Annotated in this window: 26 protein-coding genes; 11 read left to right on the top strand and 15 right to left on the bottom strand. The window is 29.2% G+C overall.

Annotation, left to right across the window (positions count from 1 at the left end; genetic code table 11):
- Positions 1–260 precede the first annotated feature (260 nt).
- From BR82_RS16195 to BR82_RS0114690, 3 genes are all read right to left on the bottom strand, one after another.
- On the bottom strand, positions 261–1640 hold the full coding sequence (locus tag BR82_RS16195) for an NgoFVII family restriction endonuclease (protein WP_051592869.1): 1380 nt from the start codon (positions 1638–1640) through the stop codon (positions 261–263).
- Positions 1637–1891, bottom strand: coding sequence for a hypothetical protein (locus tag BR82_RS17525; protein WP_051592868.1), 255 nt, complete (start codon positions 1889–1891; stop codon positions 1637–1639). Before BR82_RS17525 ends, BR82_RS16195 begins: the two co-directional genes overlap by 4 nt.
- A 94-nt stretch (positions 1892–1985) precedes the next feature.
- Positions 1986–2399, bottom strand: coding sequence for a very short patch repair endonuclease (locus BR82_RS0114690; protein ID WP_027090766.1), 414 nt, complete (start codon positions 2397–2399; stop codon positions 1986–1988).
- Positions 2400–2502: 103 nt separating this feature from the next.
- Between BR82_RS0114690 and BR82_RS16190 the strand changes: the two genes are divergently transcribed.
- Both BR82_RS16190 and BR82_RS0114680 read left to right on the top strand, forming a co-directional pair.
- Positions 2503–5328 carry a DEAD/DEAH box helicase gene (locus tag BR82_RS16190; RefSeq protein WP_084300882.1) on the top strand — a complete coding sequence of 942 codons (2826 nt, stop codon included), beginning with the start codon at positions 2503–2505 and terminating at the stop codon, positions 5326–5328.
- Between the two features lie 59 nt (positions 5329–5387).
- Positions 5388–7133, top strand: a complete 1746-nt coding sequence (locus tag BR82_RS0114680) for a M3 family oligoendopeptidase (RefSeq protein WP_027090765.1) — start codon at positions 5388–5390, stop codon at positions 7131–7133.
- 16 nt (positions 7134–7149) lie between these two features.
- On the opposite strand, the gene BR82_RS0114675 is transcribed toward BR82_RS0114680, so the two are convergent.
- Positions 7150–7611, bottom strand: a complete 462-nt coding sequence (locus tag BR82_RS0114675) for a macro domain-containing protein (protein WP_027090764.1) — start codon at positions 7609–7611, stop codon at positions 7150–7152.
- Between the two features lie 157 nt (positions 7612–7768).
- On the opposite strand from BR82_RS0114675, the gene BR82_RS16530 reads away from it, so the two are divergent.
- The 7 genes from BR82_RS16530 to BR82_RS0114640 all read left to right on the top strand — a co-directional run bounded on the left by BR82_RS16530 (position 7769) and on the right by BR82_RS0114640 (position 15073).
- The gene (locus BR82_RS16530) at positions 7769–8713 is read left to right on the top strand and encodes a hypothetical protein (protein WP_051592867.1); all 945 of its coding nucleotides are present in this window, start codon (positions 7769–7771) and stop codon (positions 8711–8713) included.
- A gap of 32 nt (positions 8714–8745) precedes the next feature.
- On the top strand, positions 8746–10266 hold the full coding sequence (locus tag BR82_RS0114665) for a hypothetical protein (protein ID WP_027090763.1): 1521 nt from the start codon (positions 8746–8748) through the stop codon (positions 10264–10266).
- 15 nt (positions 10267–10281) lie between these two features.
- A complete protein-coding gene (locus tag BR82_RS0114660; RefSeq protein ID WP_027090762.1) occupies positions 10282–10665 on the top strand; it encodes a CoA-binding protein in 384 nt (127 codons plus the stop codon).
- A 69-nt stretch (positions 10666–10734) separates the two neighbouring features.
- Positions 10735–12294 (top strand): amidohydrolase, encoded by a 1560-nt coding sequence (locus BR82_RS0114655; protein WP_027090761.1) that lies wholly within the window; start codon positions 10735–10737, stop codon positions 12292–12294.
- A gap of 81 nt (positions 12295–12375) precedes the next feature.
- Complete coding sequence (locus BR82_RS0114650) at positions 12376–12810, top strand: MarR family transcriptional regulator (protein WP_051592866.1); 435 nt, start codon at positions 12376–12378, stop codon at positions 12808–12810.
- Between the two features lie 3 nt (positions 12811–12813).
- The gene (locus tag BR82_RS0114645) at positions 12814–13581 is read left to right on the top strand and encodes a sulfite exporter TauE/SafE family protein (protein WP_027090759.1); all 768 of its coding nucleotides are present in this window, start codon (positions 12814–12816) and stop codon (positions 13579–13581) included.
- Between the two features lie 127 nt (positions 13582–13708).
- Positions 13709–15073, top strand: a complete 1365-nt coding sequence (locus BR82_RS0114640; protein WP_027090758.1) for a sodium-dependent transporter — start codon at positions 13709–13711, stop codon at positions 15071–15073.
- 133 nt (positions 15074–15206) lie between these two features.
- On the opposite strand, the gene BR82_RS0114630 is transcribed toward BR82_RS0114640, so the two are convergent.
- A complete protein-coding gene (locus BR82_RS0114630; protein WP_027090757.1) occupies positions 15207–15962 on the bottom strand; it encodes an exodeoxyribonuclease III in 756 nt (251 codons plus the stop codon).
- A 131-nt stretch (positions 15963–16093) separates the two neighbouring features.
- Here BR82_RS0114630 and BR82_RS0114625 point away from each other — a divergent pair, with 131 nt between their 5' ends.
- Positions 16094–16564 carry a TspO/MBR family protein gene (locus BR82_RS0114625; RefSeq protein ID WP_187116138.1) on the top strand — a complete coding sequence of 157 codons (471 nt, stop codon included), beginning with the start codon at positions 16094–16096 and terminating at the stop codon, positions 16562–16564.
- Between the two features lie 74 nt (positions 16565–16638).
- Here the strand turns inward: BR82_RS0114625 and BR82_RS17210 are convergent, their stop codons facing one another.
- The 7 genes from BR82_RS17210 to BR82_RS0114590 all read right to left on the bottom strand — a co-directional run bounded on the left by BR82_RS17210 (position 16639) and on the right by BR82_RS0114590 (position 21653).
- The gene (locus BR82_RS17210; RefSeq protein ID WP_154659627.1) at positions 16639–16797 is read right to left on the bottom strand and encodes a hypothetical protein; all 159 of its coding nucleotides are present in this window, start codon (positions 16795–16797) and stop codon (positions 16639–16641) included.
- A gap of 6 nt (positions 16798–16803) precedes the next feature.
- Positions 16804–17355 (bottom strand): hypothetical protein, encoded by a 552-nt coding sequence (locus tag BR82_RS0114615; RefSeq protein ID WP_051592865.1) that lies wholly within the window; start codon positions 17353–17355, stop codon positions 16804–16806.
- 189 nt (positions 17356–17544) lie between these two features.
- On the bottom strand, positions 17545–18861 hold the full coding sequence (locus tag BR82_RS0114610; protein ID WP_027090754.1) for an NCS2 family permease: 1317 nt from the start codon (positions 18859–18861) through the stop codon (positions 17545–17547).
- 72 nt (positions 18862–18933) lie between these two features.
- Positions 18934–19338: an MG284/MPN403 family protein gene (locus BR82_RS0114605; RefSeq protein ID WP_027090753.1), complete on the bottom strand. Its 405-nt coding sequence runs from the start codon at positions 19336–19338 to the stop codon at positions 18934–18936.
- A gap of 49 nt (positions 19339–19387) precedes the next feature.
- A complete protein-coding gene (locus BR82_RS0114600) occupies positions 19388–20122 on the bottom strand; it encodes a tyrosine-protein phosphatase (RefSeq protein WP_027090752.1) in 735 nt (244 codons plus the stop codon).
- A gap of 55 nt (positions 20123–20177) precedes the next feature.
- Complete coding sequence (locus BR82_RS0114595; protein WP_027090751.1) at positions 20178–20822, bottom strand: TatD family nuclease-associated radical SAM protein; 645 nt, start codon at positions 20820–20822, stop codon at positions 20178–20180.
- 12 nt (positions 20823–20834) lie between these two features.
- The gene (locus BR82_RS0114590; protein WP_027090750.1) at positions 20835–21653 is read right to left on the bottom strand and encodes a pyridoxamine kinase; all 819 of its coding nucleotides are present in this window, start codon (positions 21651–21653) and stop codon (positions 20835–20837) included.
- Between the two features lie 161 nt (positions 21654–21814).
- Here BR82_RS0114590 and BR82_RS0114585 point away from each other — a divergent pair, with 161 nt between their 5' ends.
- On the top strand, positions 21815–22429 hold the full coding sequence (locus tag BR82_RS0114585; protein WP_027090749.1) for a peptidylprolyl isomerase: 615 nt from the start codon (positions 21815–21817) through the stop codon (positions 22427–22429).
- 201 nt (positions 22430–22630) lie between these two features.
- Here BR82_RS0114585 and BR82_RS16525 read toward each other — a convergent pair whose 3' ends face one another.
- The 3 genes from BR82_RS16525 to BR82_RS0114570 all read right to left on the bottom strand — a co-directional run bounded on the left by BR82_RS16525 (position 22631) and on the right by BR82_RS0114570 (position 24452).
- On the bottom strand, positions 22631–23131 hold the full coding sequence (locus tag BR82_RS16525; protein ID WP_051592864.1) for a hypothetical protein: 501 nt from the start codon (positions 23129–23131) through the stop codon (positions 22631–22633).
- Between the two features lie 30 nt (positions 23132–23161).
- A complete protein-coding gene (locus tag BR82_RS0114575; protein WP_027090748.1) occupies positions 23162–23596 on the bottom strand; it encodes a hypothetical protein in 435 nt (144 codons plus the stop codon).
- Between the two features lie 400 nt (positions 23597–23996).
- Positions 23997–24452, bottom strand: coding sequence for a GNAT family N-acetyltransferase (locus BR82_RS0114570; protein ID WP_027090747.1), 456 nt, complete (start codon positions 24450–24452; stop codon positions 23997–23999).
- Positions 24453–24558 lie beyond the last annotated feature (106 nt).

The raw sequence follows: 24558 nt of genomic DNA, 5'->3' as shown, positions 1-24558 counted from the left end.
TATTGTGTATATAAACATCTCACCGTATTATATTATATATTATCATTGAAAAGCATTCAATAAAAAGTGTATAAAATTAAACTAAAATAGTTTAATTTTATACACTTATAATTGATAAATATAAATTTATCATTTTATGTACTAGTATAATTATTTATTTTTTCAAAAAATCACCCAATTTTCCATCTATATTTTAACTATATTTTTTCATCACTAATTATTTTATATTTTATTACTATACACAAAATTAATCTTTAAAATTATTTAATTATATCTTTTGGTAAGTGATCAGCGTCAATCCAAATAAACTGTAAATGTATATCATCCGAATTCTCCATTTTATATAATCGAATACCATTAATTCCTATCTCTTCTAGTTTCTGACTAGTTAATGGTTCATATTCTTTAAGTTGAAAAACCTTTTTCAAAATCCATTTTCCTAAATATGATTGCTTTTCGAATGATTGAATAGCTTTACCATTATCTTGTGTAATATACGACATAATAGAATCACCTGAAGGTTCAAAAATCAGATTAAATTTTCTTTCTTCACGCGGTAGAGCTAACTTCGAAGTTTCTTTTCCTGTTATTTTATCTATTTCAAATGTTCCAATTCTTTCCCCAAAGAAATCAGGATGTTCATTATGAAATTTTTTTGAATTAGGAATTGGAATATACATTTCATCCATAGGTCGATATATCAATTTATTAATGTCTTTCAATAGATTTTCATTTTCCATTTCTATAGCAATTTTTTTAATTTTTTCTCTTAAATCTACTTTTTCCATTTTCTCATTAAAAGTTGGAGCGGATTTCATTAAAAAATCATATAACAAATCTTTCAAATTATTTTTTTTTAAATCAATTTCTTCTTTATATCTATCACAGATTTTGTCAATATGACTCTTCCGTGTATCTTTGGCAAGTTTAGATCCAACACCAAAGAAATTATTAAATCCTGAAAATAACTCTATTTCTCCCTTGTCATTTAACAATGACCATGAATAAGATTCAACTATTTTATTTTCTATTCTTATTCCATCAATCAAATCCCTTTTATCAGAATCACCATAGATTTTTTTAGATATATCGGAAAAAATTTCATACGCATTATCTGCATAAATAACATCCCAATCTTCCATAACTATTTCTTGATTGTTAAATTTCATAAGCAGCTGACTATCAGCTGATGTATACTTATATATATGAAGTCCATCTTCAAATATAAAGTTTGAAGGATTTTTGGCTGATGTACATCCTTGGATTTTTATATTTGTTAAATCTATTTTATTATAAGACGTTTCGCCCACATAAATTTTAGGTAACTCCCCTTTTTTTGATGGCATTAAAACATGATACACACTATATATATTATCATATTTGCTAATATCAAATCCTCTAAGATTTTCTTTTGATGAATCTATTCTTTGATTACGAATAATTGCTACTTTTCTAGCTAAAGTTAAATATAAATCATGATTTAATTTATCAATTTCTTCTTTTTTTCTTAATTTATTGTTATTATCATATGCATTTCTTTCCATCTCATCCACAAGTTTTGACCATTCGCCATGATTTGTTTTAAATTGGGCAATTTTTTGATCACCTGAAGCAATACCAAATGTTTTAATTCCTATCATAAATTTTGTCTCTGTTCCATCATCATTTTCCAAGCGAAGCGAAGCGAAGCATCATACGATGTATTTCCAATATCTTCTCCCAAAGCGTGAAAAACCTTTTGAAACACTGTTTCTTGAAATTTAGAATTTACAATTGGAGAAGGTATTACATCATTTTCTGATTTTTGTGTAAACATACTTGTTAAACTAGCAAAAGCTAAAATTAACCGTCGATATTCCTGTTTATCTTTAATCGGTAAAACTTCCCACATTTTTATTCCTCCATATATAATTCTAATGTCTATATCAATTTTTTACAAATTATAGCATTTATAAATATTTTTATCAAAACCTAAAAATATTAAACTAGTAAGAAATTTCTTCGATTAATTGCTCCATCCTATATTCAAAGCAATCTTTTAATTCACATTCCCATACAACAATAACTCTATAATCTAATTGTTCAAGTTCTTTATAATGTTTTAAATCATTTTCAACGTTTCCATTAATTTTTTTTATCCAATAATTCTGTCTTGTCTTTGGTAATGTTGCATATTTACAATTATAATGGTGATGCCAAAAACAGCCATTAATAAATATTACTACCCTATATTTTGAAATAACAATATCTGGTTTACCAGGTAATGTTTTAACATTCTTTCTATATCTAAAGCCATGATGATATAAATATTTTCTTACTTTCAACTCTATTGAAGTATCTTTACTTTTAATATGTGACATATTTCTAGAGCGTTGTTCCTTAGTCATACAATCAGCCATTATAATCACTTCCCATCTTAATTTTATTTTATCATTAAATAAAACAAATCACTAGTTATTGACAATAAAATACTTTATACTAATGATTACGAGGAGTTATATCATGAATAATATATCATTACTATCACAAAATGTAATTACTAATAAAGATAATGCTAAACTATTAACCAACAACTACAAACAAGGTATCAAAATATCACACAAATTAATAACTCAATTAAATGCATGTGAGGCATTTTACTTTTCTGTCGCTTTTATCAACAAATCAGGATTAGCCGTCTTAAAACAAACCTTAATAGATTTAAAAGATAAAGGAATTAGAGGTAAAATCATTACCTCAACATATTTAGGTTTTAATCATCCTAATGTATTTAAAGAATTACTAATATTTGATAATATTGAAGTTCGCATTTATGAAGATGAACAAATTGGCTTTCACCCTAAAGGCTATATCTTTAAAAATAATAACAATTATAAAATCATTATTGGTAGTTCCAACTTAACTCAGTCAGCATTAGCTACAAATCAAGAATGGAATATTATGATCGATGCTAATAATGATAACGATTTTGTTGAAGAAATAAATAATGAATTTAAATTGCAGTGGCAACATTCTGTTCCTTTAACTAAAGAATGGATAGAAGAATATGAAAAAACATATATTCCTAAATCAACTCCTGTTAATGATAAACACCAAAACATCCAGCCTAATTTAATGCAACAAGAAGCTCTTGCATCATTAACCGCTTTAAGAAACCAAAAGAAAGATAAAGCATTGCTGATTTCCGCAACCGGTACAGGCAAAACTTATTTAAGTGCCTTTGCCATAAAAAATGCCGATCCTAAAAGAATGCTTTTTGTCGTTCACCGTGAAAACATTGTTCATGAGGCCATGAACACATATAAAAATATTATTAAAAATCATACTTTTGGCCTTTTTACTGGTAATGATAAAGATATAAACAGCGATTATATCTTTGCAACGATCCAAACTATTCATAAGCAAAAATATCGCGAGTTATTTAAACCGGATACATTCGATTATATTATTATCGATGAAGTTCATCGAGCTGGTGCTGCTTCATATCAAGAATTGATCGATTATTTTAAACCGCAATTTTTATTAGGAATGTCAGCTACACCGGAAAGATCTGATCATTTTGATATTTATAAAATGTTTGATTATAATATCGCATATGAAATTCGTTTACAGCAGGCAATGGAATATGATTTATTGTGTCCTTTTCATTATTATGGAATATCTGATATTAATGTTGATGGGATAAGTATCGATGATAAAACATCATTTAATAATCTCGTTACTGAAGTTCGGGTCAACCATATCATTGATAAAATTGAATTATATGGCTATTCTGGAAATAAAGCACGTGGCTTGATTTTTTGTAGTCGTAAAGATGAAGCAATAGAGTTATCGAATTTATTTAATCAAAAAGGCTATCATACAGTTGCTTTAACTAGTGATGATAGTGAAATAAAGCGCCAAAATGCCATTGATAAATTAGAAAATGATAATTTAGATTATATCTTTACAGTCGATATCTTTAATGAAGGAATCGATATTCCTAAAATAAACCAAATCATCATGTTACGTCCTACCCAATCAGCAATTATCTTTGTCCAGCAGCTAGGCCGCGGCTTACGTAAAAATGCTTCTAAAGATTATGTTGTCGTTATTGATTTTATTGGTAATTATGAAAAGAATTTTTTGATTCCGATTGCTTTAAGCGGCAATTATACTTATGACAAAGATAGTCTAAGGAGATTTGTAAGTGAAGGTAGTTTATTATTGCCTGGGGCTTCAACGATTGACTTTGATTTAATTTCTAAAAAGAAAATTTATGAAGCTATCGATCAAGCTAAATTTAATGATCTAAAAATAATCAAAGACAGTTATCAGCAGTTAAAGGATAAATTAGGAAGAATTCCTAATTTATCAGATTTTGATAAATATGATTCAATCGACCCCTTAAGAATCTTTCAAAACAAAAGTCTTGGATCCTATCATAAATTTCTAAGTAAATACGAAAAAGAATATCCGATCAAATTTACAAGACTGCAAGAAAAATATCTTGAATATATTTCCAACAAACTAGCAGCTGGTAAACGAATTCATGAACTATTAGCTGTTAAGCTCTGTATCGAAAATAAAAACAATATCATCACACTATTAAAAAAACAGCTGTGCCATGATTATAATATTGAATTTAAAGAAGTAAATTATCTGCCTATTATCAACCAGTTAAAACAAGAATTTGCAACCGGTGGAGCTAAAGCTACTTTTCAAGACGCAATTTTTATTGATGATGATTTAAATGTTCATCCGCAATTAAAAAATTTATTAAAAGACAAAGATTTTAAAAATCAATTGCTTGAAGTAATTGATTTTGGTATCAGCCGTTATCAACGATATTACAATGATCGATATAAAAATACTGATTTATGCCTATATCAAAAATACACTTATGAAGATGTCTGTCGTTTATTAAACTGGGAAGTAAATGCTGTACCTCTTAATATTGGCGGCTACAAATATGATCAGCGAACTAACACGATGCCAGTTTTCATCAATCATGATCATGATGCCATTCATGGTGGTAAATATTTACATCGATTTATTGATAACAGCACCCTGATTTGTTTTTCTAAACCAAATCGAAGCATAGATTCTGATGAAATCCAAAGAATTTATGATGAAGATAATAACCATATTCAAATACATTTATTTGTAAGAAAGAACAAAAATGATACTACTTCCAAAGAATTTTATTATATGGGACGATTACACGCGATAGATAGACCTATCAATGTAAAACTCCCTGACAATAAAAATTCGGCCATCCAGTTTACATATAAATTAGAAACTCCGATCAAAGATGCATTATTTAGCTATCTTACAAGCAAAACTTGATCATCTTTTTACAATACTTTACTTAAAAACTGGTATAATAACTTCGAGGTGATTAATTAATGAAAGAATGGGATTTAAGTAAATTATATACATCATTTAATGATCCAAATTTTATTAATGATTTTAATAAAATTATTACGATTCAAGATCAAATCAATACTTACCGTAATCATCATGATATTAAAGCCCTAGAAAATTATCTAAAAGACACTATAACGATCAATGAAATGATTGAAAAATTAGCTAATTTCATCAGTCTTACTTTATCAGTTGATACAACTAATAAAGACGCCTTAAAATATAGTGATCAATTAGACGATCTACTAGCATCATTTGTCGAAGACGATACTTTAAATCAACAATGGATCGCTTCTTTTGCTTTAGATACCCTTGATTCTAAACTGATCAAAGAACATCTATTTATTCTAAAAGAAATCCAACAAAACCAAAAATATACTTTAGATAAAAAAAGCGAAAGCATCATTGCCCATATGCAAAACACTGGAAGCAGTGCTTTTAGTAAATTAAAAGACCAGCTTATTTCTTCAATTGAAGTAAATATTGATGATCAAAAATACCCTTTAACTGAAGTTTTAAATATGGCTTACAGCAAAGATAAAGAAACTAGGAAAAAAGCTTATGAAGCAGAAATCAACAGCTATCAAGATAAAGAACAAGCTATCGCTGCTTGTTTAAACGGAATCAAAGGTGAAGTTTTATACACGACTAAGCTGCGGGGTTATAAAAATGAATTAGAACGGACGTTGATCAATGCCCGAATGTCTAAAGAAACGCTAGATGTTTTACTTGAAACAATAAATGAAAATCTTCCTCTTTTTAGAGATTATTTAAAAATCAAAGCAAACCACTTAGGCTATCAAAACGGTCTACCATGGTACGATCTATATGCACCTGTAGTTGAAGATAATACCAGCTATCCCTATGAAACAAGCTGTGAATTCATCATTAAACAATTCAATACTTTTTCTTGTCATCTAGGTGATTTTGCTTTCCAGGCAATCAACAATAACTGGATCGATGTTTACCCTCATAGCGGTAAAGTAGGTGGCGCTTTTTGTTGTAATTTGCATAGCATCAAAGAAAGCCGCTTTCTTTTAAACTATGGTGATAACTTTGCTGATGCAATTACGATGGCTCATGAATTAGGACATGGTTTTCATGGTGAATGTTTAAATGATGAATCGATTTTAAATAGTGCATACCCAATGCCAATTGCTGAAACAGCATCTACTTTTTGCGAAACGATCGTAACCAAAGCTGCTTTAAAAGATGCTGATGATAAAACTAAACTAGTTTTATTAGAAGATGAATTATCTGGTGCTACTCAAGTAATCGTTGATATTTATTCAAGATTTTTATTTGAAAGCCGCTTTTTTGAAAAGAGAGAAAATGGTGCTCTAGCCGTCGCTGAAATCAAAGAATTAATGATTCAATCACAAATTGATGCTTATGGTGATGGTCTAGATCATAATTATCTTCATCCATATATGTGGACTTGGAAACCGCATTACTATTATGCTGATTGCTCTTTTTATAATTTTCCCTATGCTTTTGGACTTTTACTAGCTAAGGGGTTATATGCAAGATATCAAAAAGAGGGTCCAGCATTTAGTAATACTTATGAAAAGTTATTATCTTTAACTGGTAAAATGTCATTAGAAGATGTTTGTTTAAGTGTTGATATTGATTTGAAAGATAAAGCTTTTTGGCAAAGTTCTATTGATACTTTTAAAGAAGACCTTGAATTGTATCAAAAATTATTAAAAGCTGTTAAAACAGACTAAACTGTTCAACAGCTTTTTATTTAAATAACACTAAATAGACATCCATTTCGTTAACAGCTAAAAACTGCTTGATCGTATCTTTGGCAATATCTAAAGCTTCCTGATATGGGTAGCCATAAATTCCCGATGAAATCAAAGGAAGAGCAATTGAATGACAATTATACTTCTTAGCTAAAAGTAACGCGTTTTCATAACTACTAGCTAACACTTCTGCTTCATGATGTTTGCCATCCTGGTAAACAGGACCAACTGCATGAATAATATATTTAGCCTTTAAATCATAACCATTAGTAATCACCGCCTGCCCTGGGGGACAATATTTTTTCAAATTACATTCTGCTTGTAATTTAGCAGCCCCAGCCCGTTTAAAAATAGCGCCACAAACACCGCCACCCATCTTCAAACCAGAATTTGCTGCATTAACGATCGCATCAGTTGCCATCAAAGTAACATCACCATAGATAATTTTTAATCCCATAATTCAAACTCCCTTTTTATTTCCGCTAATATTTTTTAAAACTTAACTTTGTATTTAATACTATCTAAATTTTACTAAATATTATCTAATATTAAAACATCTTCTCTATAATTTTTACTATTTACATGTTAAAATATCTATTATAAAGGAGAAACGTATGTCTAATAAAATTCTAACAACCGAAATCCAAAATGTAGTTGAAAATCAAATCAAAATGAAAAAACCTCAATGCACCAATGAAACATATGTAAGGCTTCAACGAGAAGGATGCAGTAAGCAGGAAGCTAAACATTTAATTGGCAAGGTTTTAGAAAAACATATTCGAAATATGATCATGTATCAAACTACATTTAACGAAACTTCTTATGCTAATGACTTAGCTAAACTCTCAAAAACAAATACAATTACTACAACTGAACTCATTTACCAAGGATATGACTATTTTCACAATGATAACTTTGATCAATGTCTTAAACTGTGGACATCAGCATGGCATGAAATAAAAACAGCTATTAAGCAAAGTAATCAACTCAAAGTTACTTTTGAATGGTTAGAAATCCTGCTTGATTATGAAGATTCAATAAAAAGCTGGTTTGATGATTTTTTAACAGCTCTATGCAACAATCATGATATTTTACAGCAAAAGGAATTTTTAAATGAAATATTAACTTCATTTACTTGTAACGATCATGAATTAGATCGTTTCAAAGCTGCCTATGGTGAATGTTTAGTGTTTTTAAAAGAAGATGATCAAGCTTATAAATGGTATAATAACTGGCTTGAAGAAGACAGCTCTAATTATACTTGTCTTGAATCTTATCTATCTAGTTTGATTCATCAAAATAAACTCGATCTTGCTAAGGAATTAATAGATAAATATATCGATTCAGAAATCGAATGTGATTTTGATACATTATCATTATTTCGTACTTTAACATTATATTATACTTTAACTAAAGATAATAAAACTCATGATCTATATCAAAATAAAATAGATACATTTCATAATTCTTTTTTTAAAAAAGATCACCATTCAACAAAACAACATGTAAAAAAACAAGCAAGAAAAAAGATTCGTCATAAATCTAAACGTAAAAAATAAAAATATCATATTTATAAATCGGAGAAACACAAATGAAACTTAAAGAACTTGGAACTATTGTCCGCAAAGAATTTATTTACAACTGTTATTGCAACATTGTAACAGAACCTAAAGAATATAAAAAAATCACCCGTAATAAAATGTTTGATGAAATCATCAAAACTTATAGTAATATCAAAAACATTCAAGATATCTTAACTTATAAAGAAGCAATATTTTTAAAAAAAGCTTTACAAAACAATCAAATTAAAGCTAGCTATGACAATATAAGTCGTGAATTATATACAAAAATGCTCCTGCTTCCTAACTTTAATACTATCGATGATATGCTTTATATTCCTGAAGAATTAAGAGAATATATTCTTGAAGCCATAAAAACACTTGATTTACAAAAAATAAAAAGAAAAAGTGAATTAGATGAAATAATTAAAGGTATGATCATGGCTTACGGTATCATGAATATCGATACTTTTATTGAAATACTGTTAAAATATTATCCTGATAAAAACTACGATGAACTATATGACTATCTAATTACAGCTAAAACTCTTAACCACATTATTGATATTAATGATGATATAATCCAAAATTACGACTATCTTGGAGAAAATATCGGTGATGAAATTCTTGATCTTCAAGAAGAATATCCGATCCTTGAATATAAAATATTTTCTAAAAATACCCTTCGCCTCATCGCTAGTGACAAGTATGATCATCAAAGTTATATAGATTTTACGAACTTTTTGACTGCAAATCTAATGACTTATGAAAGTGAATTTATTATTACTAATTTTCGAAATTGTGTTAATACCGTTTGTGATCCAGAGTCATTTTGTGAATGGTTAGAGGAAACTTTTTACCAAAAAGATATTGATCTTGATGAACTTTGTGATTTATTCACTGAAGCTTATTTCAATTATCCCTGCGCTGTTTTATACGGCCATTCAATTTTAGATTTAACAGATTATTTTGAAAATGATGACGCTGCTTATCCCCCTGTAATTCAAAGCAATGCTCGCATGTGTGAAGATGATGTCAAAACATTTTTCAAAATATATCTAGGTTTATTGGAATATGCCAATAAAAAATTACGTGTAACAAATCTAAAGAAAATCTATCAAAAAAAAGGCTTGCCATCTGAAAAATTAACTAAGATTCGTGATGCTTTATTTAAAAAACATCGTAGTATCATTAATGACTTTATCAAAGATAATCCTTTTAATTTTAATGATGAAGAATTAAAAATTCTTGATAATTTTAAATTTGGCATCATTGACCAATTTATTATTGTTGAACATCGTCAAGATTGTACGATAGTTTGTCCAAAAAATAATGTTAGTTATAAAATAAAAGGCCTTTATTCCAACATTGGAGAAATTATTCCTGCTCCAGCATTAGCAGAAATGCTGATCTTACCATTTAAAAATGTAATTACTTATGATGGATTGATTACTACTTATCCAATTTCAATGGGACCAGGAATGATCAAAATGATCAATGAGCTCAGTAAAATAGAGGCCCTTGATCAAATAAAACCAATTTTATTATCTTAATAAGGAGTTAGAAAAATGAATGCTGTAGATGTATTAAGAGATCATAAAAATTTTGCTGTTATTGGCGCTACAGACAACCAAGAAAAATATGGCTATAAAATATTTCAATGTTTAAAAGATCTTGGTAAGAATGTCTATGGAATTTCCCCTGTTTATAAAAATATTGAAGGAACCCCCACTTATCCTGATTTATCAGCTGTCAAACACAAGATAGATGTTGCTGTATTTGTCGTTAGTCCAAAATTTGGTATTGATTATGTTAAAGAATGTCAAAAATTAAAAATTGAGCATATCTGGCTGCAGCCAGGAACTTATAATGATGAACTGATTTCAATGATCAAAGAAACAAAAATCAATTATTACCTAAATTGCGTTTTAGTAGAAAGTCAAAATATCTAAATAGAATCCTAACTATAGTTTTCATAAAATCAAAGATGTGCGTCTATAATATATTTAGGAGGTCAAAAAATGAGAACATTATATTATAATGGCGATATTTTAACGATGGAAAACAGCAGTTACGAGGCTATCTATATTGAAGATGGAATCATAAAAAAATGTGGTGATCTTGCCACTTTAAAACAAGTTATTCCTAATGATACAAAATTAATTGATTTAAACAATAATTGTCTAATGCCCTCTTTCATTGATAGTCATAGCCATCTTGTATCTTTGGCTAAAACATTAAACTTAGTTGATTTAAATAATAGTACCAGTATTAAAGAAATAATTTCTCGTTTTAATCAATATATCAAGATAACTAATCCAGAAAAAAATAAATTATTAGTAGGGTTTGGTTACGATCATAATTCTTTAAAAGAATGCCGTCATCCCTTAGCTAAAGATCTTGATCAAATAGCTTATCCAGTAATGATTTCTCATGTATCTGGACACATGGGAGTTATAAATACAAAAGCCATGAAGTTATTTAAAATAGATAATAGTATTAGTGATCCTGCTGGGGGAAAATATGGTCGTGATGAAAACCAGCAATTAAATGGTTATCTTGAAGAACAGGCTTATCTCATGATTGCTTCAAAAAGTGACGAAACAAATACAAATTTAAAAGAACAATGCCTCGAAGCCTTAAAAATTTATGCCAGTTATGGTGTAACGACTGTTCAGGAAGGTTATATGAAAGAAGAAGAATTTTCTTTATTAGCTTCATTAGCAAAAGAAAAGAAGTTATTTTTAGATGTTGTTGGTTATGTTGATATTAAAGATCATCAGCAGTTGTATCAAGAAAATACTTTATATCATCAATATCAAAATCATTTTAAATTAGGTGGTTATAAACTTTTCCTCGATGGTTCCCCTCAGGGAAAAACAGCCTGGCTAAGTCAGCCTTATTTAGACAGTGGGGATTACTGCGGTTATCCTATTTATCAAGATGAAGATGTTATTAAATATGTAGATTATATTTTACAAAACAATGTTCAATTAATAACCCATTGTAATGGTGATAGGGCCACTAAACAGCTTTTAGATGCTTTTAAAAATAGACCTACTAATACTCGCCCCGTCATGATTCATTGTCAGACTTTACGCCCTGATCAACTACCACAATTAAAAACGATTAACATGATTCCTAGTTTTTTTGTCAATCATCTTTATCATTGGGGTGATATTCATTTAAAAAATCTTGGTTCGCGAGCTCACCAGATTTCTTGTATTCACAGTGCTTTAAAACAAGAACTTCCATATACTTTTCATCAAGATAGTCCAGTAATTCCCCCTAATATGCTTGAAAGTGTCTGGTGTGCTTGTAAGCGAGAAACTAAATCAGGAATTATTTTAGGTAAAAATGAACAAATCTCAAGATACAATGCTTTAAAAGGAATTACAATAAATGCAGCTTATCAATATTTTGAAGAAAAAGTCAAAGGTTCTATTGCTGAGGGTAAAATTGCTGATTTAATTATTTTAGATAAGAATCCCTGCAAAGTAGCTATAGATGAAATTTTAAAAATCAATATTTTAAAAACTATTAAAGATGGACTTGTTGTTTATTCTAAGGATATTCAGTAACTGAATATCCTTTTATCTTGACAAATATTATCTTCATTGTTAAAATCTTTTTAGTTCTAAATAGAACTATTTGGAGGTATTATGATCATTGATTTCTTAGATACGATTACAACAATAAAAAAACTATATACAGTTTCATTAGAACCTGTATGTAAACAATATAACCTAACCAGAATGGAACTAGATATTCTTCTATTTCTTGCTAACAATCCTCAATATGATAGTGCAAAAGATATCATCAAACATCGTAAACTAACAAAATCCCATGTTTCTACTTCAATCAAGTCCCTAACTAAAAATAATTATCTCAAACCCGTATATTTACCAAATAATAAAAAAACTGTACATTTAAAGTTATTAAATAGTGCCGATGAAATTATCAAAGCTGGTCAACAGGCACAAAAAAATTTTTTTGAAACGATTCTTAAAGATTTCTCAAAAGATGAAAAATTGTTAATTATTAATGCATTTTCTAAAATCCAAAGAAATGCCCAACAAAAATTAAAGGAGGACTAATACATGTTATATAAATTTATTATCTGTTTTCTCGCTGGAATTGGAGCCGGACTAGGAACCGGATTTGCTGGTATGAGTGCTGCTGCAGTGATTAGTCCCATGTTAATAACTTTTTTAAACATTCCAGCTTACCAGGCAGTTGGAATTGCTCTTGCCAGCGATGTTCTCGCTAGTGCTGTTAGTGCTTATACTTATGGTAAAAATAAAAATATTGATATTAAAAACGGAATCGTAATGATGATTACTGTCTTATGCTTTACAATGATTGGCAGCTGGATCTCAAGTTTTCTTCCCAGCAGTACAATGGGGAGCTTTTCAGTTTTTATGACTTTGATCTTAGGTATCAAATTTATTGTTAAACCTGTTATGACTACAAAAGAATCAATGATTAGTATAAATAAACAAAAAAGGATTCGTCAGTCTATTCTATGTGGAATTTTAGTTGGTTTTATTTGTGGCTTTGTTGGAGCTGGTGGTGGTATGATGATGCTGTTGATTCTCACTAGTGTTTTAGGATATGAATTAAAAACTGCTGTGGGAACAAGTGTCTTTATCATGACCTTTACAGCTCTTACTGGGGCAATTAGTCACTTTGCTATCGGTGGTCTTATTGATATTAGTGCTCTGCTTTTTTGTGTTTTATCAACACTATTATGGGCTTTGATTGCCGCTCGATTTGCCAATAAAGCTTCACCAATTACTTTAAATCGAGCTACCGGAATAGTTTTAACGGTTCTGGGAATTGCTATTATTGGTGTAAACTATTTTTAAGAATTCAAATAGTTTTCTAAGAGTTATTAAATATTAGAAAACTATCTATTTGTTCTACAACTTTGATTGACTTTTATATTAATGATTTATTATAATAAAAAATGCAAAAATATTATAGGAGAATGAAATGGAAACAAAAAATAAACGTAGTACATTTTCTGGGCAGCTAGGTTATGTAATGGCAGTGGCAGGATCTGCTGTTGGTCTAGGAAATATTTGGCGCTTTCCATATTTAGCAGCTAAATATGGTGGAGGCACCTTTCTATTTACTTATTTTATCCTTGCAATTACTTTTGGTTTTGCACTTTTAATTAGTGAAACTGCTTTAGGTAGAAAAACTAAAAAAAGTCCCATTGCTGCTTATAAGCAGCTGGGAGCTAAAAAATTACAATTTGGGGGCTGGTTAAATGCCATTATCCCGATGCTGATCGTTCCATATTATTGTGTCGTTGGCGGATGGGTATGCAAATACTTATTTGAATATCTTACTAACAACTCTGCCAGTTTAATAAATGATACATATTTTGCCAGTTTTACCGCTTCATCAATACAACCAGTATTCTGGTTATTAATATTTGCTATCCTGGTTTTTGTAGTAGTAATGTTAGGGGTAGAAAAAGGAGTAGAAAAATGCAGTAAAATTTTAATGCCTACTTTAATAGTTATGGCTATTTTTATTGCTGGATATGCATTATTGACACCAGGAGCTCTTGAAGGAGCTAAATACTATTTAATTCCTGATTTTTCTAGATTTTCAATCATGACTATAGTAGCTGCAATGGGACAAATGTTTTATTCACTTTCAATAGGAATGGGAATTTTATTTACTTATGGCTCATATATGAAAAAGGAAATCGATATGGAACATTCAATTACACAAGTTGAAGTTATGGATACATTGATTGCTTTTTTAGCTGGTTTAATGATCATTCCTGCAGTATTTGCTTTTTCTGGTGGTAACCCAGATACACTAAATGCTGGGGCTTCGTTAATGTTTATTACTTTACCAAAAGTCTTTAACAGTATGGCTTTAGGCAATATTGTTGGTATCATTTTCTTTTTGTTAGTTTTATTTGCAGCTTTAACTTCAGCAATTTCATTGATGGAATGCTGTGTATCAGTAATCCAAGATCAGTTTAATTATTCAAGAAAAAAATGCTGTATTATTACTTTAATAATTATCTGTATTTTAGGGATTCCCTGTTCGTTAGGCTTTGGAGTTTTAGATTTTATTGCTCCACTTGGTTTAAGCATTCTTGATTTCTTTGATTTTATGACTAATTCTATTATGATGCCAATTTCAGCTATATGCACTTGTTTATTGATTATTAAAGTAACTGGATTTAAAACAGTTATTGATGAAGTAGAATATAGCTCTAAATTTAAACGTAAAAAAGCATATATATTCTGTATGAAATATATTGTCGTTCCTGGTTTAATGATTATTTTAATTAGTTCAATTCTTTCAACTTTAGGTGTTATTTCAATATAAAAACAAGTACTTACTACTTGTTTTTTAATTTATTATAAGCTACACAACCAAAGAAAACTATTATTACCCCTAGTAATGTATATAACGATATTAATACTATCGGTGTCATACCAAAATCTCCTTTGCTTATCTTCTATAAATCAATTTCTAACCCCACAGGACAATGATCACTTCCCATAATGTCCGTATAAATATACGCATCTTTGATTTTATCTTTTAAACAATCAGATACGATAAAATAATCAATTCGCCATCCAGCATTATTTTTACGCGCATTAAAACGATATGACCACCATGAATAAATACCTTCTAAATCAGGATATAAATATCTAAAAGTATCAACAAAACCATTTTCTAATAATTGTGTCATTTTTGCTCTCTCTTCATCACTAAAACCAGCATTTTTACGATTAGTTTTAGGATTTTTTAAATCAATTTCACAATGAGCAACATTAAGATCACCACATAAAATAACCGGTTTCTTCTTTTCAAGCTCTTTTAAATAAGCTAAAAAAGCATCTTCCCATAACATTCGATAATCCAAACGCTTAAGCTCATTTTGACTATTTGGAGTATAACAATTAACCAAATAAAAATTATCATATTCCAAAGTGATGACCCGACCTTCTTGATCATGTTCTTCAATATTGATTCCATAACAATAACTCAATGGTTCAATTTTTGAAAATACTAAAGTGCCACTATACCCTTTCTTCTTAGCACTATTCATATAAGTAAAATAGCCATGCTTCTCTAATTCAATTTGTCCTTCCTGCATTTTTGTTTCCTGAACACAAAATATATCAGCCTGACTTTCTTTTAAAACATCATAAAAACCTTTAGTTATACAAGCTCTAATTCCATTTACATTCCATGATATTAATTTCATCTAGATACCTCACAATCTAATTATACATGAAAGCATTTTTATATAGAAGTATTTTTTTCTAAAATAGAAAATATTTTATCAATCTTTATCACTTCTTAATATTTTTTTATAAATTGTTAATAATGATTATGGTGATTAAATTGAAAAAATACAAATATATAATTCTTAATGTAGCAATATCTTTAGGAATTGGTGCTTTAAGTGCCTTTTTTACAATGAATGCTATGGATCTCTATATAAAAATCAATCGACCTAAAATAGCACCGCCTGGTTTTATTTTTCCAATCATTTGGACAATTTTATATGTATTGATTGGTTTATCAAGTTATCTAATTCATCGTAGTAATGAAAAGCATAAAGAATCTGCTTTAATTCTATATTATTTCCAGTTAGCTTTAAATTTTATCTGGCCAATTATCTTTTTCAACTATCAAAACTTTCTTCTAGCATTAGCTGATTTATTATGTTTAAATATTTCTGTAGTTATCTTAATTCGCATGTTCTATAAACTAAGACCCCTTGCAGCATATCTACTGCTTCCATATCTAGCCTGGTTATTATTTGCCCTATATTTAAATTTTTGGATCTTTTTGCATAATTAAAAGTAGGCCTGAGCCTACTTTTTCTTATCAATATATTTTAACCACACACAGAAAATATTCTACATACTCATGTCTTACTTAATACCAAAAAAATAACTTAAAAGTATTACAATAATAATAAAACCACCAATAACTAAACCACGACCTGCTAAAGCACGTCCATAGTCTCTCATATCTTCTTGAATTTCTTTAGTTCTTTTAGGATCTTGAAATCTAATATTTTTTTTCGCCATATTCTATCAAAGTATATTAAGTGTACTTGTACCTGTCATATTAAAAGTTTGTCCAGCGGTTAAAATACAAGATCCTTTAAATGTAATTCGTGAAGATGTTTGTGATGTCACAGTAACTTTAGGATTTGAATATCCAGTTGCACCAGAATAATTATTTATACTTACAACAACAGGATTTTCATATCCTACACATGATATGTCTTTAAAAAATACATTAATATAAAAGTTTATATGTGCATTTAATGCTGACATAGCTGCTGCACCAGTTCCTTTACACACTACAGTACAATTATACGTTCTATAATAATCATAATTTGATGGAACTGCTCTTGGTGTAAAAATAGCTTTAGAAATTGAATCGTATCTAGAATCAAAAATAACTACACTACTATTTAAATCATCTGTTGTTTCAAATTCCATAATTTCAGGTACATTTCCTCTAAATGCTATATTTAATACTTCATCCTCAGTATAGACTTGTTCCATAGCAAATACATGATTATTATTAGAAATTAGGCAGCATGCAAATAAACAAATAACAAACAAAATTCTTTTCATTTTATCATTTCTCCCCATCTCCCATGTGTGATTACAAGTACATCATACTATATTTTAACCGTGTATTAATAGTGACATATGTCATCTATTTGATTTAACGATCATCATTTTAAAATGCCATATCTAGATAAGACATGGCATTTTAATAATAATATAGTAATTCAATTTTTAATATTCACTTTTAAAAATCTAAATCAAAGCAAAGTATGCAATAAAGACAAGAATCAAAATCCAAACAATTGGCTTAATATCTTTTGCTCTACCAGCAATAGCACTAGTAAGACCATAAACAATAAAACCAAAAGCGATCCCATCAGAAATTGAATATGTTAAAACCATCATAATTACAGTAATAAATCCTGCTGCTGCAAAAACAATATCATCCCATTCAATTCCTCCTAATTGTGTTGCCATAGAAATTCCTACAGCAATCAACGCTGGAGCAGTAACTGCATTAGTTACTACACTTAAAACTGGAGCAAAAAATATTGATAAGAAGAAAAGGATAGCTGTAGTACAAGCAGTTAAGCCTGTTCTACCACCTGCTTCAACACCAGCAGTTGATTCAACAAATGAAGTTACAGTAGATGTTCCTAAAATCCCACCAATTACTGTACCTGTTGAATCGGCAATAAGAGCTTGTTCAATATTTGCAAGTTCACCATTTTTATCTACTAAATTAGTTTTATTAGCTACTGAAATCAATGTTCCTGCAGTATCAAAGAAATCAACAAATAATAATGAAAATAGTGCTACGATACAATCTGGATGTGAGAATAATTCTCCAAAACCATTCATAAAGATTCCAAATCCACTAGTATCTAAATCGAATGATATAATAGCTGAAGGTACTTCCGGCATTCCTGCTACCCCGCATAATCCTAAAATAACACCCACAACAGCGGTAATGATCAATCCATAAAATACTGCTGCTGGAACTTTTCTAGCCATTAAAATAATTGTTACTAAAATTCCAAATATTGCAAGTAAAACAACTGGATCTCTCAAATCTCCTAATGCTACAAACGTAGATGCATCACTAACAATAATTCCCGCATTTTTAAAACCAAGAAAAGCAATAAAGAAACCAATTCCTGCCCCGATTGCTAATTTTAATTGCTGAGGAATAGCATTAATGATTGCCTTACGAATACCTGTTACTGAAATAACTAAGAAAATTATTCCTGATACTACTACTGCAGCTAATGCTGCTTCTGGACTATATCCCATTCCAAAAACTAATGTATATGTAAACAAAGCATTAACTCCCATTCCTGGAGCTAAAGCAACAGGATAATTTGCAAGTAGACCCATGATCAATGTTGCAATTCCTGAAGATAAAGCTGTTGCTAAGAAAACTCCATCATAAGATAATCCTGTTTCTTGCAACATGTTCGGATTTACCGCTAAGATATAAGCCATTGCTAAAAAAGTTGTAATTCCTGCAATCACTTCTGTTTTAACAGTAGTTCCCTTCTTTTTTAATTTAAAAAATCTTTCAAGCATTATTTCTTTCTCCTTCTACAAATTCTCTTTAATTATATCTTAAATTTATGCCATTTCAAGAAAAATAATGCTTCAAATAATATTTACATAAAATAAAACTTCTTCTAAAGCCCTAGTCTTCAAGCGATAGTAAGTAGCCCGACTATAAAAATCAACCCACCAGTCATCTTCTTTTTGATCTACAAATTCATTGGTAATAATTATCTGACTATCGGGACTCAACGCTTTGATAATTATTTCAAAAGAAGATATTAAGCTCTTTAATTCATCTTTATCTTCGATCCTGCTGTTTAGACGCTCTGCTATCGATTTTTTATAACGCTTCTTTGTCTCTTTAATAATTCCCGCACTTACCTGGGGATAATAGTTTACATTTTCTAAACAATATAATTTTAATTTAGCTCGATGATATTGCTTAAATAAATTTTCAACCGCATCCTGCTTTTGCTTAAATGTTAAAGTATTAGTTCTTTTCATAAAAAAACCTCCTATTATCTTATACAAATCAAATAAGAGATTTACTTCTTTAAATTACAAAATTTTCTATTATTTCTATAATTTTTTCCTCTTCCATACCACAACTGATCAAATATTCCTTAGCACTACCATAATTGTCTCTTAAATAATCAAGAAATTTCATCATCATTCGTGGCTCCGATTCTAAATAAACCCGATTTTCAACATCCACTAATTTTTCCAATTCTGGTATCAGCTTTAAATTATTTTCATAAGACTCTGAATAATCCTTAACGATATCATATTCATGACATCCCGCTAGATCTAATAACAAAGCTGCAACAATACCCGTTCTATCCTTACCAGCCGAACAATTAAACATGATCGTATCATAGGGATTATCATAAAATATTTCAAATACTTCTTTAAACTGCTCTTTGTTAGCTTCCAGCATAAAGATATAAAACCCTGCCAAGTCATGATAATTAGCTATCTCTTTAGGTAGAACATTTAAATCTTTGACCTTCATCAAATTAATATGATAATACTTAATATCTTGATAATCTTTTAATGTACTAGGCTGCTGTTCTAATTCGAAATTACTTCGTAGATCGATTTGAACCCTGATTCCATATTCATATAAATATTCCTTTTCTTCATCACTCAATTTACCTGGATTAGTTGAACGAACAAACTTATGACTTTTAGTATAATAACCAGCCTGAGTTTCATACCCGCCTAGATCACGAATATTAGTCATACTTTCCACTTTTAACATTCTTTCTTCTCGACTTAATTGCATCATTATAATTTACCTCACTGATAAAATTATATCATAACATTTTTAGATACACAATTTTCTATTCTTCAAAAGGCCGTACTCTTAATGACACCCCGAGATCATCAGCAATCTTTTGACACTTAGCGATTTTTTCATCACCAATAATATCAACTACTGTCAATACAACATTTTCAACATATTGCTTCGTCTTTAAAGTAAAATCCAGCATATAATCAAATGAATCAATACCATATTTTGATCTTGTCAACTGATAGTATTCTTCTTTACTTGGAGCATTTAGACTAATTGAAACAGTATCGATCAGTCCCTTAAAATCAGGAGTAATATCTCTTTTTAAAACAATTGAAGATAAACCATTAGTATTAATTCTAATTTGCAGATCTTTTCTTGTTTCCTTTAAATATTTAGCTACTTTCATTAAATCATCATGGCGCATCAAGGGTTCTCCAAACCCGCAAAAAACAACTTCTTTAAAATCATTTAAATCATATTTCTTAAACTCATCTATGATCATTTCCACGGTTGGTTCCTGCTCTAACCACAATGAATTAGATGCCAGCATTTCTTTAGTATTTCTTAAACAAAAAGTACACGCACAACTACAGCGATTAGTACTATTTACATAACAGGTAACACCTTTTAAATCATCTAATTCCTTAATATCAATATAACTATTATTATATAGTGTATATAAAATAACCATTTATTTTCCCTCCTATAACTCTTTTAAAAACGGTTCAAAACATAAACCTAAATGATTATGAGCACCAATTTTCTGGCTATAATCAATGCATTTAGAAGCAAAACCAACTGCTTCCTTGACACTTTGATAAAAATCATGACACAACAAATATTTTCCTGCAATTACCCCGCTAATAACATCACCGGTACCACTACGATCTGCGCCGATTCTTTTTACCTTGATAATTTGATAATCCTTACCATCTTCATAGATAAAATTAATTATCTCATCACCAATACCAATTCCCGTAACTACGATCATTTTAGGTCCCTGGCTAGATAACTGCTTACACATTTTAAACAGTTCATCGAAATCTGGTATCTTATCAGGATATTCAAGATTTAAAAGAGCACATAGTTCCGTTAAATTAGGTGTCATTATCGATGCATAAGGTATTAACTCACGCATTTTTTCTTGCATTTTAGTATTATATGTAGGATATAATTTGCCATGATCTCCCATAACAGGATCAACTAAAACAAACGTATTTTGATGTTTAAAATATTTGATAAAATCAATAACGATATCGATCTGTTTTGCCGAACCTAAAAAACCAGTTACAATACCATCAAATTCAAGTTCCATATTTTTATATGTTGTAATATAATCATTCATTTTATCTGTGTAATCATCAAAAAAATATCCAGGATGATAAGTATTGATCGATAAAATAGCAGTTGGTACAAATACACATTCGATTGCCATAGCAGAAATAATTGGCAGCTGCACAGCAACAGAACAGCGACTGTACCCTGTAACATCATTTATTAAAACAATTCTTTTTTGTCTCATAAATACCCTCTTTTCATTGTCATTAATTCTATCATATTTATGCATAAATTAACCATGACAGTTTTGATTATTTTTATGTGGACAATATTTATCTAAACTTTTGTATAGACAATTAATAGTAATATTTTGTATAATAAAAAAGAAAATGAAAAGGAGATAGTATGAAAAAATTATTTAAAATTGGTATGGTTATGCTTCTTGCTTTAACCTTAGCAGGATGTGGTGGCAGCAAAGATACTGATAGCAGTTCTGAAAATAGTACAACAGATGATTTACTAAGTGGTAATCATCATGCTGAAATCGATGTTAAAGATTATGGTGTAATTAAAGTTGAACTTAATGCTGATGAAGCCCCAATTACAGTTACAAACTTTGTTAAACTTGCTAAAGAAGGATTTTATGACGGCTTAACTTTCCATCGTATCATTGATGGTTTTATGATTCAGGGTGGTGATCCTAACGGTGATGGTACAGGTGGCTCTGATGAAACGATCAAAGGTGAATTTAGTGCTAATAATGTTGATAATATTTTAAAACACACTCGTGGTGCTATTTCAATGGCGCGTTCTCAAGATTATGATAGTGCCAGTTCACAATTCTTTATCGTTCATCAAACTGCTTCTTCATTAGATGGACAATATGCTGTTTTTGGATATGTATATGAAGGAATGGATGTTGTTGATCAAATTGCTACCAGCGTACCTGTAACAGATGATAATGGTACAGTAGAAGCTCAAAACCAGCCAGTAATCAACTCAATTAAAATTATTGATTAAAAATTTAATCTAACCTAAAAAGATCAACTAAGAAAGTTGATCTTTTTGTATCTTAAACAAGAATATTTTTCACAGCCATGATTTATTTCTTTGCAGCTAATAACATTTATTTTAGTACATCTTATATTTATATCCTGCTTTATAACGAACAGATATTTAAATATTTTGACAATTTATATCACGATAAACTAATATTTGTTCCTAAATGTCTATTACTATATTATCTTTGACATCCCAATAAAAGAATTCTACATTACCTTTTAATTGCTTTATTTCCTTTTGAAATTCTCCTGGTAACTTTTTAATCTCATTATCATAATTATAACTTTTATTAATTTTTGTTTCTGATAACCCACTATATAGCCATCTTTTGTTACTATTTATAACTATTACACATTTATTATTTCTTAAAATATCTGTTAAATCAGCACATAATCTATTATAATCCCATTTTTCACCAAGATAATGTGTATGCCACTTATAATAGGATAAAGTAAATTCTCCACCATCTTCTAAATCAATATACATTGAATATTTACAATTTGAATTAGGTATAGTAATACAAATATCATTTTCTTTTAAATATTCATATTCTTTATCAGAATTTACATTATAAATTTTATATTGGCAGTTTAGTCTTTGTAACAAAGAACAGATATCCTGCTTTTTGCTGATTGGATTTATTTCATTACTATTTTCCATTTTCACATTTCCTCCACAAACGGGAATCTATCATTCTGACATATATTTCTGTATTTCATCAAAAGTCAATTTTCGTATTTGGGTATTTGCGTATTCCTTATATTTAGCAACAATGAAAATAGGTTTCATACGCTTACAAAATTTACCTTTATTCTTTTTTAAGTATAACTGTAAATCCTTATCACTTACAAAAATTTTATAGGAATGTCTACCGTTTTCACTTTCTATTTCATAAATACCACAAGATTTTTTCATACTGTAATCAGCAGTACGCAAATACATTTTTGCAATTTCTAATGACTTGAAAGGAAAATTCCATCTTTGCAGTCCCCGTTTAGAATCACGTTCAATACAGATACACCGTCCACATGTCCCACAAATATATTGCGTATGATTTTGTAAACATTCTATCGGGTTTAACAGCGGTGTTATTCTATTTTCATCAATATAACATTCAATACACATTATTGTTTCACTTCCTTAAAAATCTCATTTATTAATTTCGTTTTTAAGCTATAAATTTCTTATCTTTATATAAAAATAAATCAATTTTATAACATAAATATTTTACTTCTGATTTTTTCTTTCACTAAAAAACTACATCACTCATTGATAATTCTGTTATATCTATAGCATTTACTTCATAAACTCCTAAATTATTAAACTGCTCTCACATTATTTTCACTAATTCTATGTTTGTTTCCTTATCTAATTTTGAACGATTTATTGCTCGTTTTATTTTTACTTACCCTTAAAATAATGTAACGTACTTCATATCCATCTTGAACAATGTTTAGCCAGGTTTTATCCAATAATACCATTCTTTATATTACCATCTATTTATTTTTCCTTTACAAATTATAATTTACAACTTTTTACTAAAATATAAAACATCAGTCATAGGATTATGATAATAAGGCTTACACTCTTTAAAACCTAGTTTTTGATATAAATATATTACAGATTTCAATGGGGTGATCGTATCTAATACCATTTCTTTATAACCTGCCTTTTTGGCATGTAAAATAATTTCTGTAATGAGAGTTTCTCCCAAGTTCATACCACGATATTTCGGCTTTACATAGAGACGTTTCATTTCACAGCGTATATTAGAAAGTCGATGATAAGCAACCATTCCTAAGACTTCACTATCTTCGATCACTACTAAAAATTCTCCTTCTGGAGCTGTATATTTTTTAGCCGGATCAGCAAGTTCTTCATCTATTTCTTGAAAAGAAAGATCTCGATCAAGCCATTGTACATATTCAATAATGAGATTTCGTACCTGTTCTATATATTTCTTACCATCAACTATTTTCATCTTAACCTCCATAAATTCTAATTTATCACTAAATTATTTTATCCCATTGAATTTAATATTTCTATTCTTTTCCTTATCGCTGTATTCGTTATATCACATTTTTGTA

It is taken from the genome of Thomasclavelia saccharogumia DSM 17460 (assembly GCF_000686665.1).
Classification (GTDB): domain Bacteria; phylum Bacillota_I; class Bacilli_A; order Erysipelotrichales; family Coprobacillaceae; genus Thomasclavelia; species Thomasclavelia saccharogumia.
Note: the sequence above shows the minus strand (reverse complement) of the source record. Positions and strands in the feature narration are given on the sequence as shown.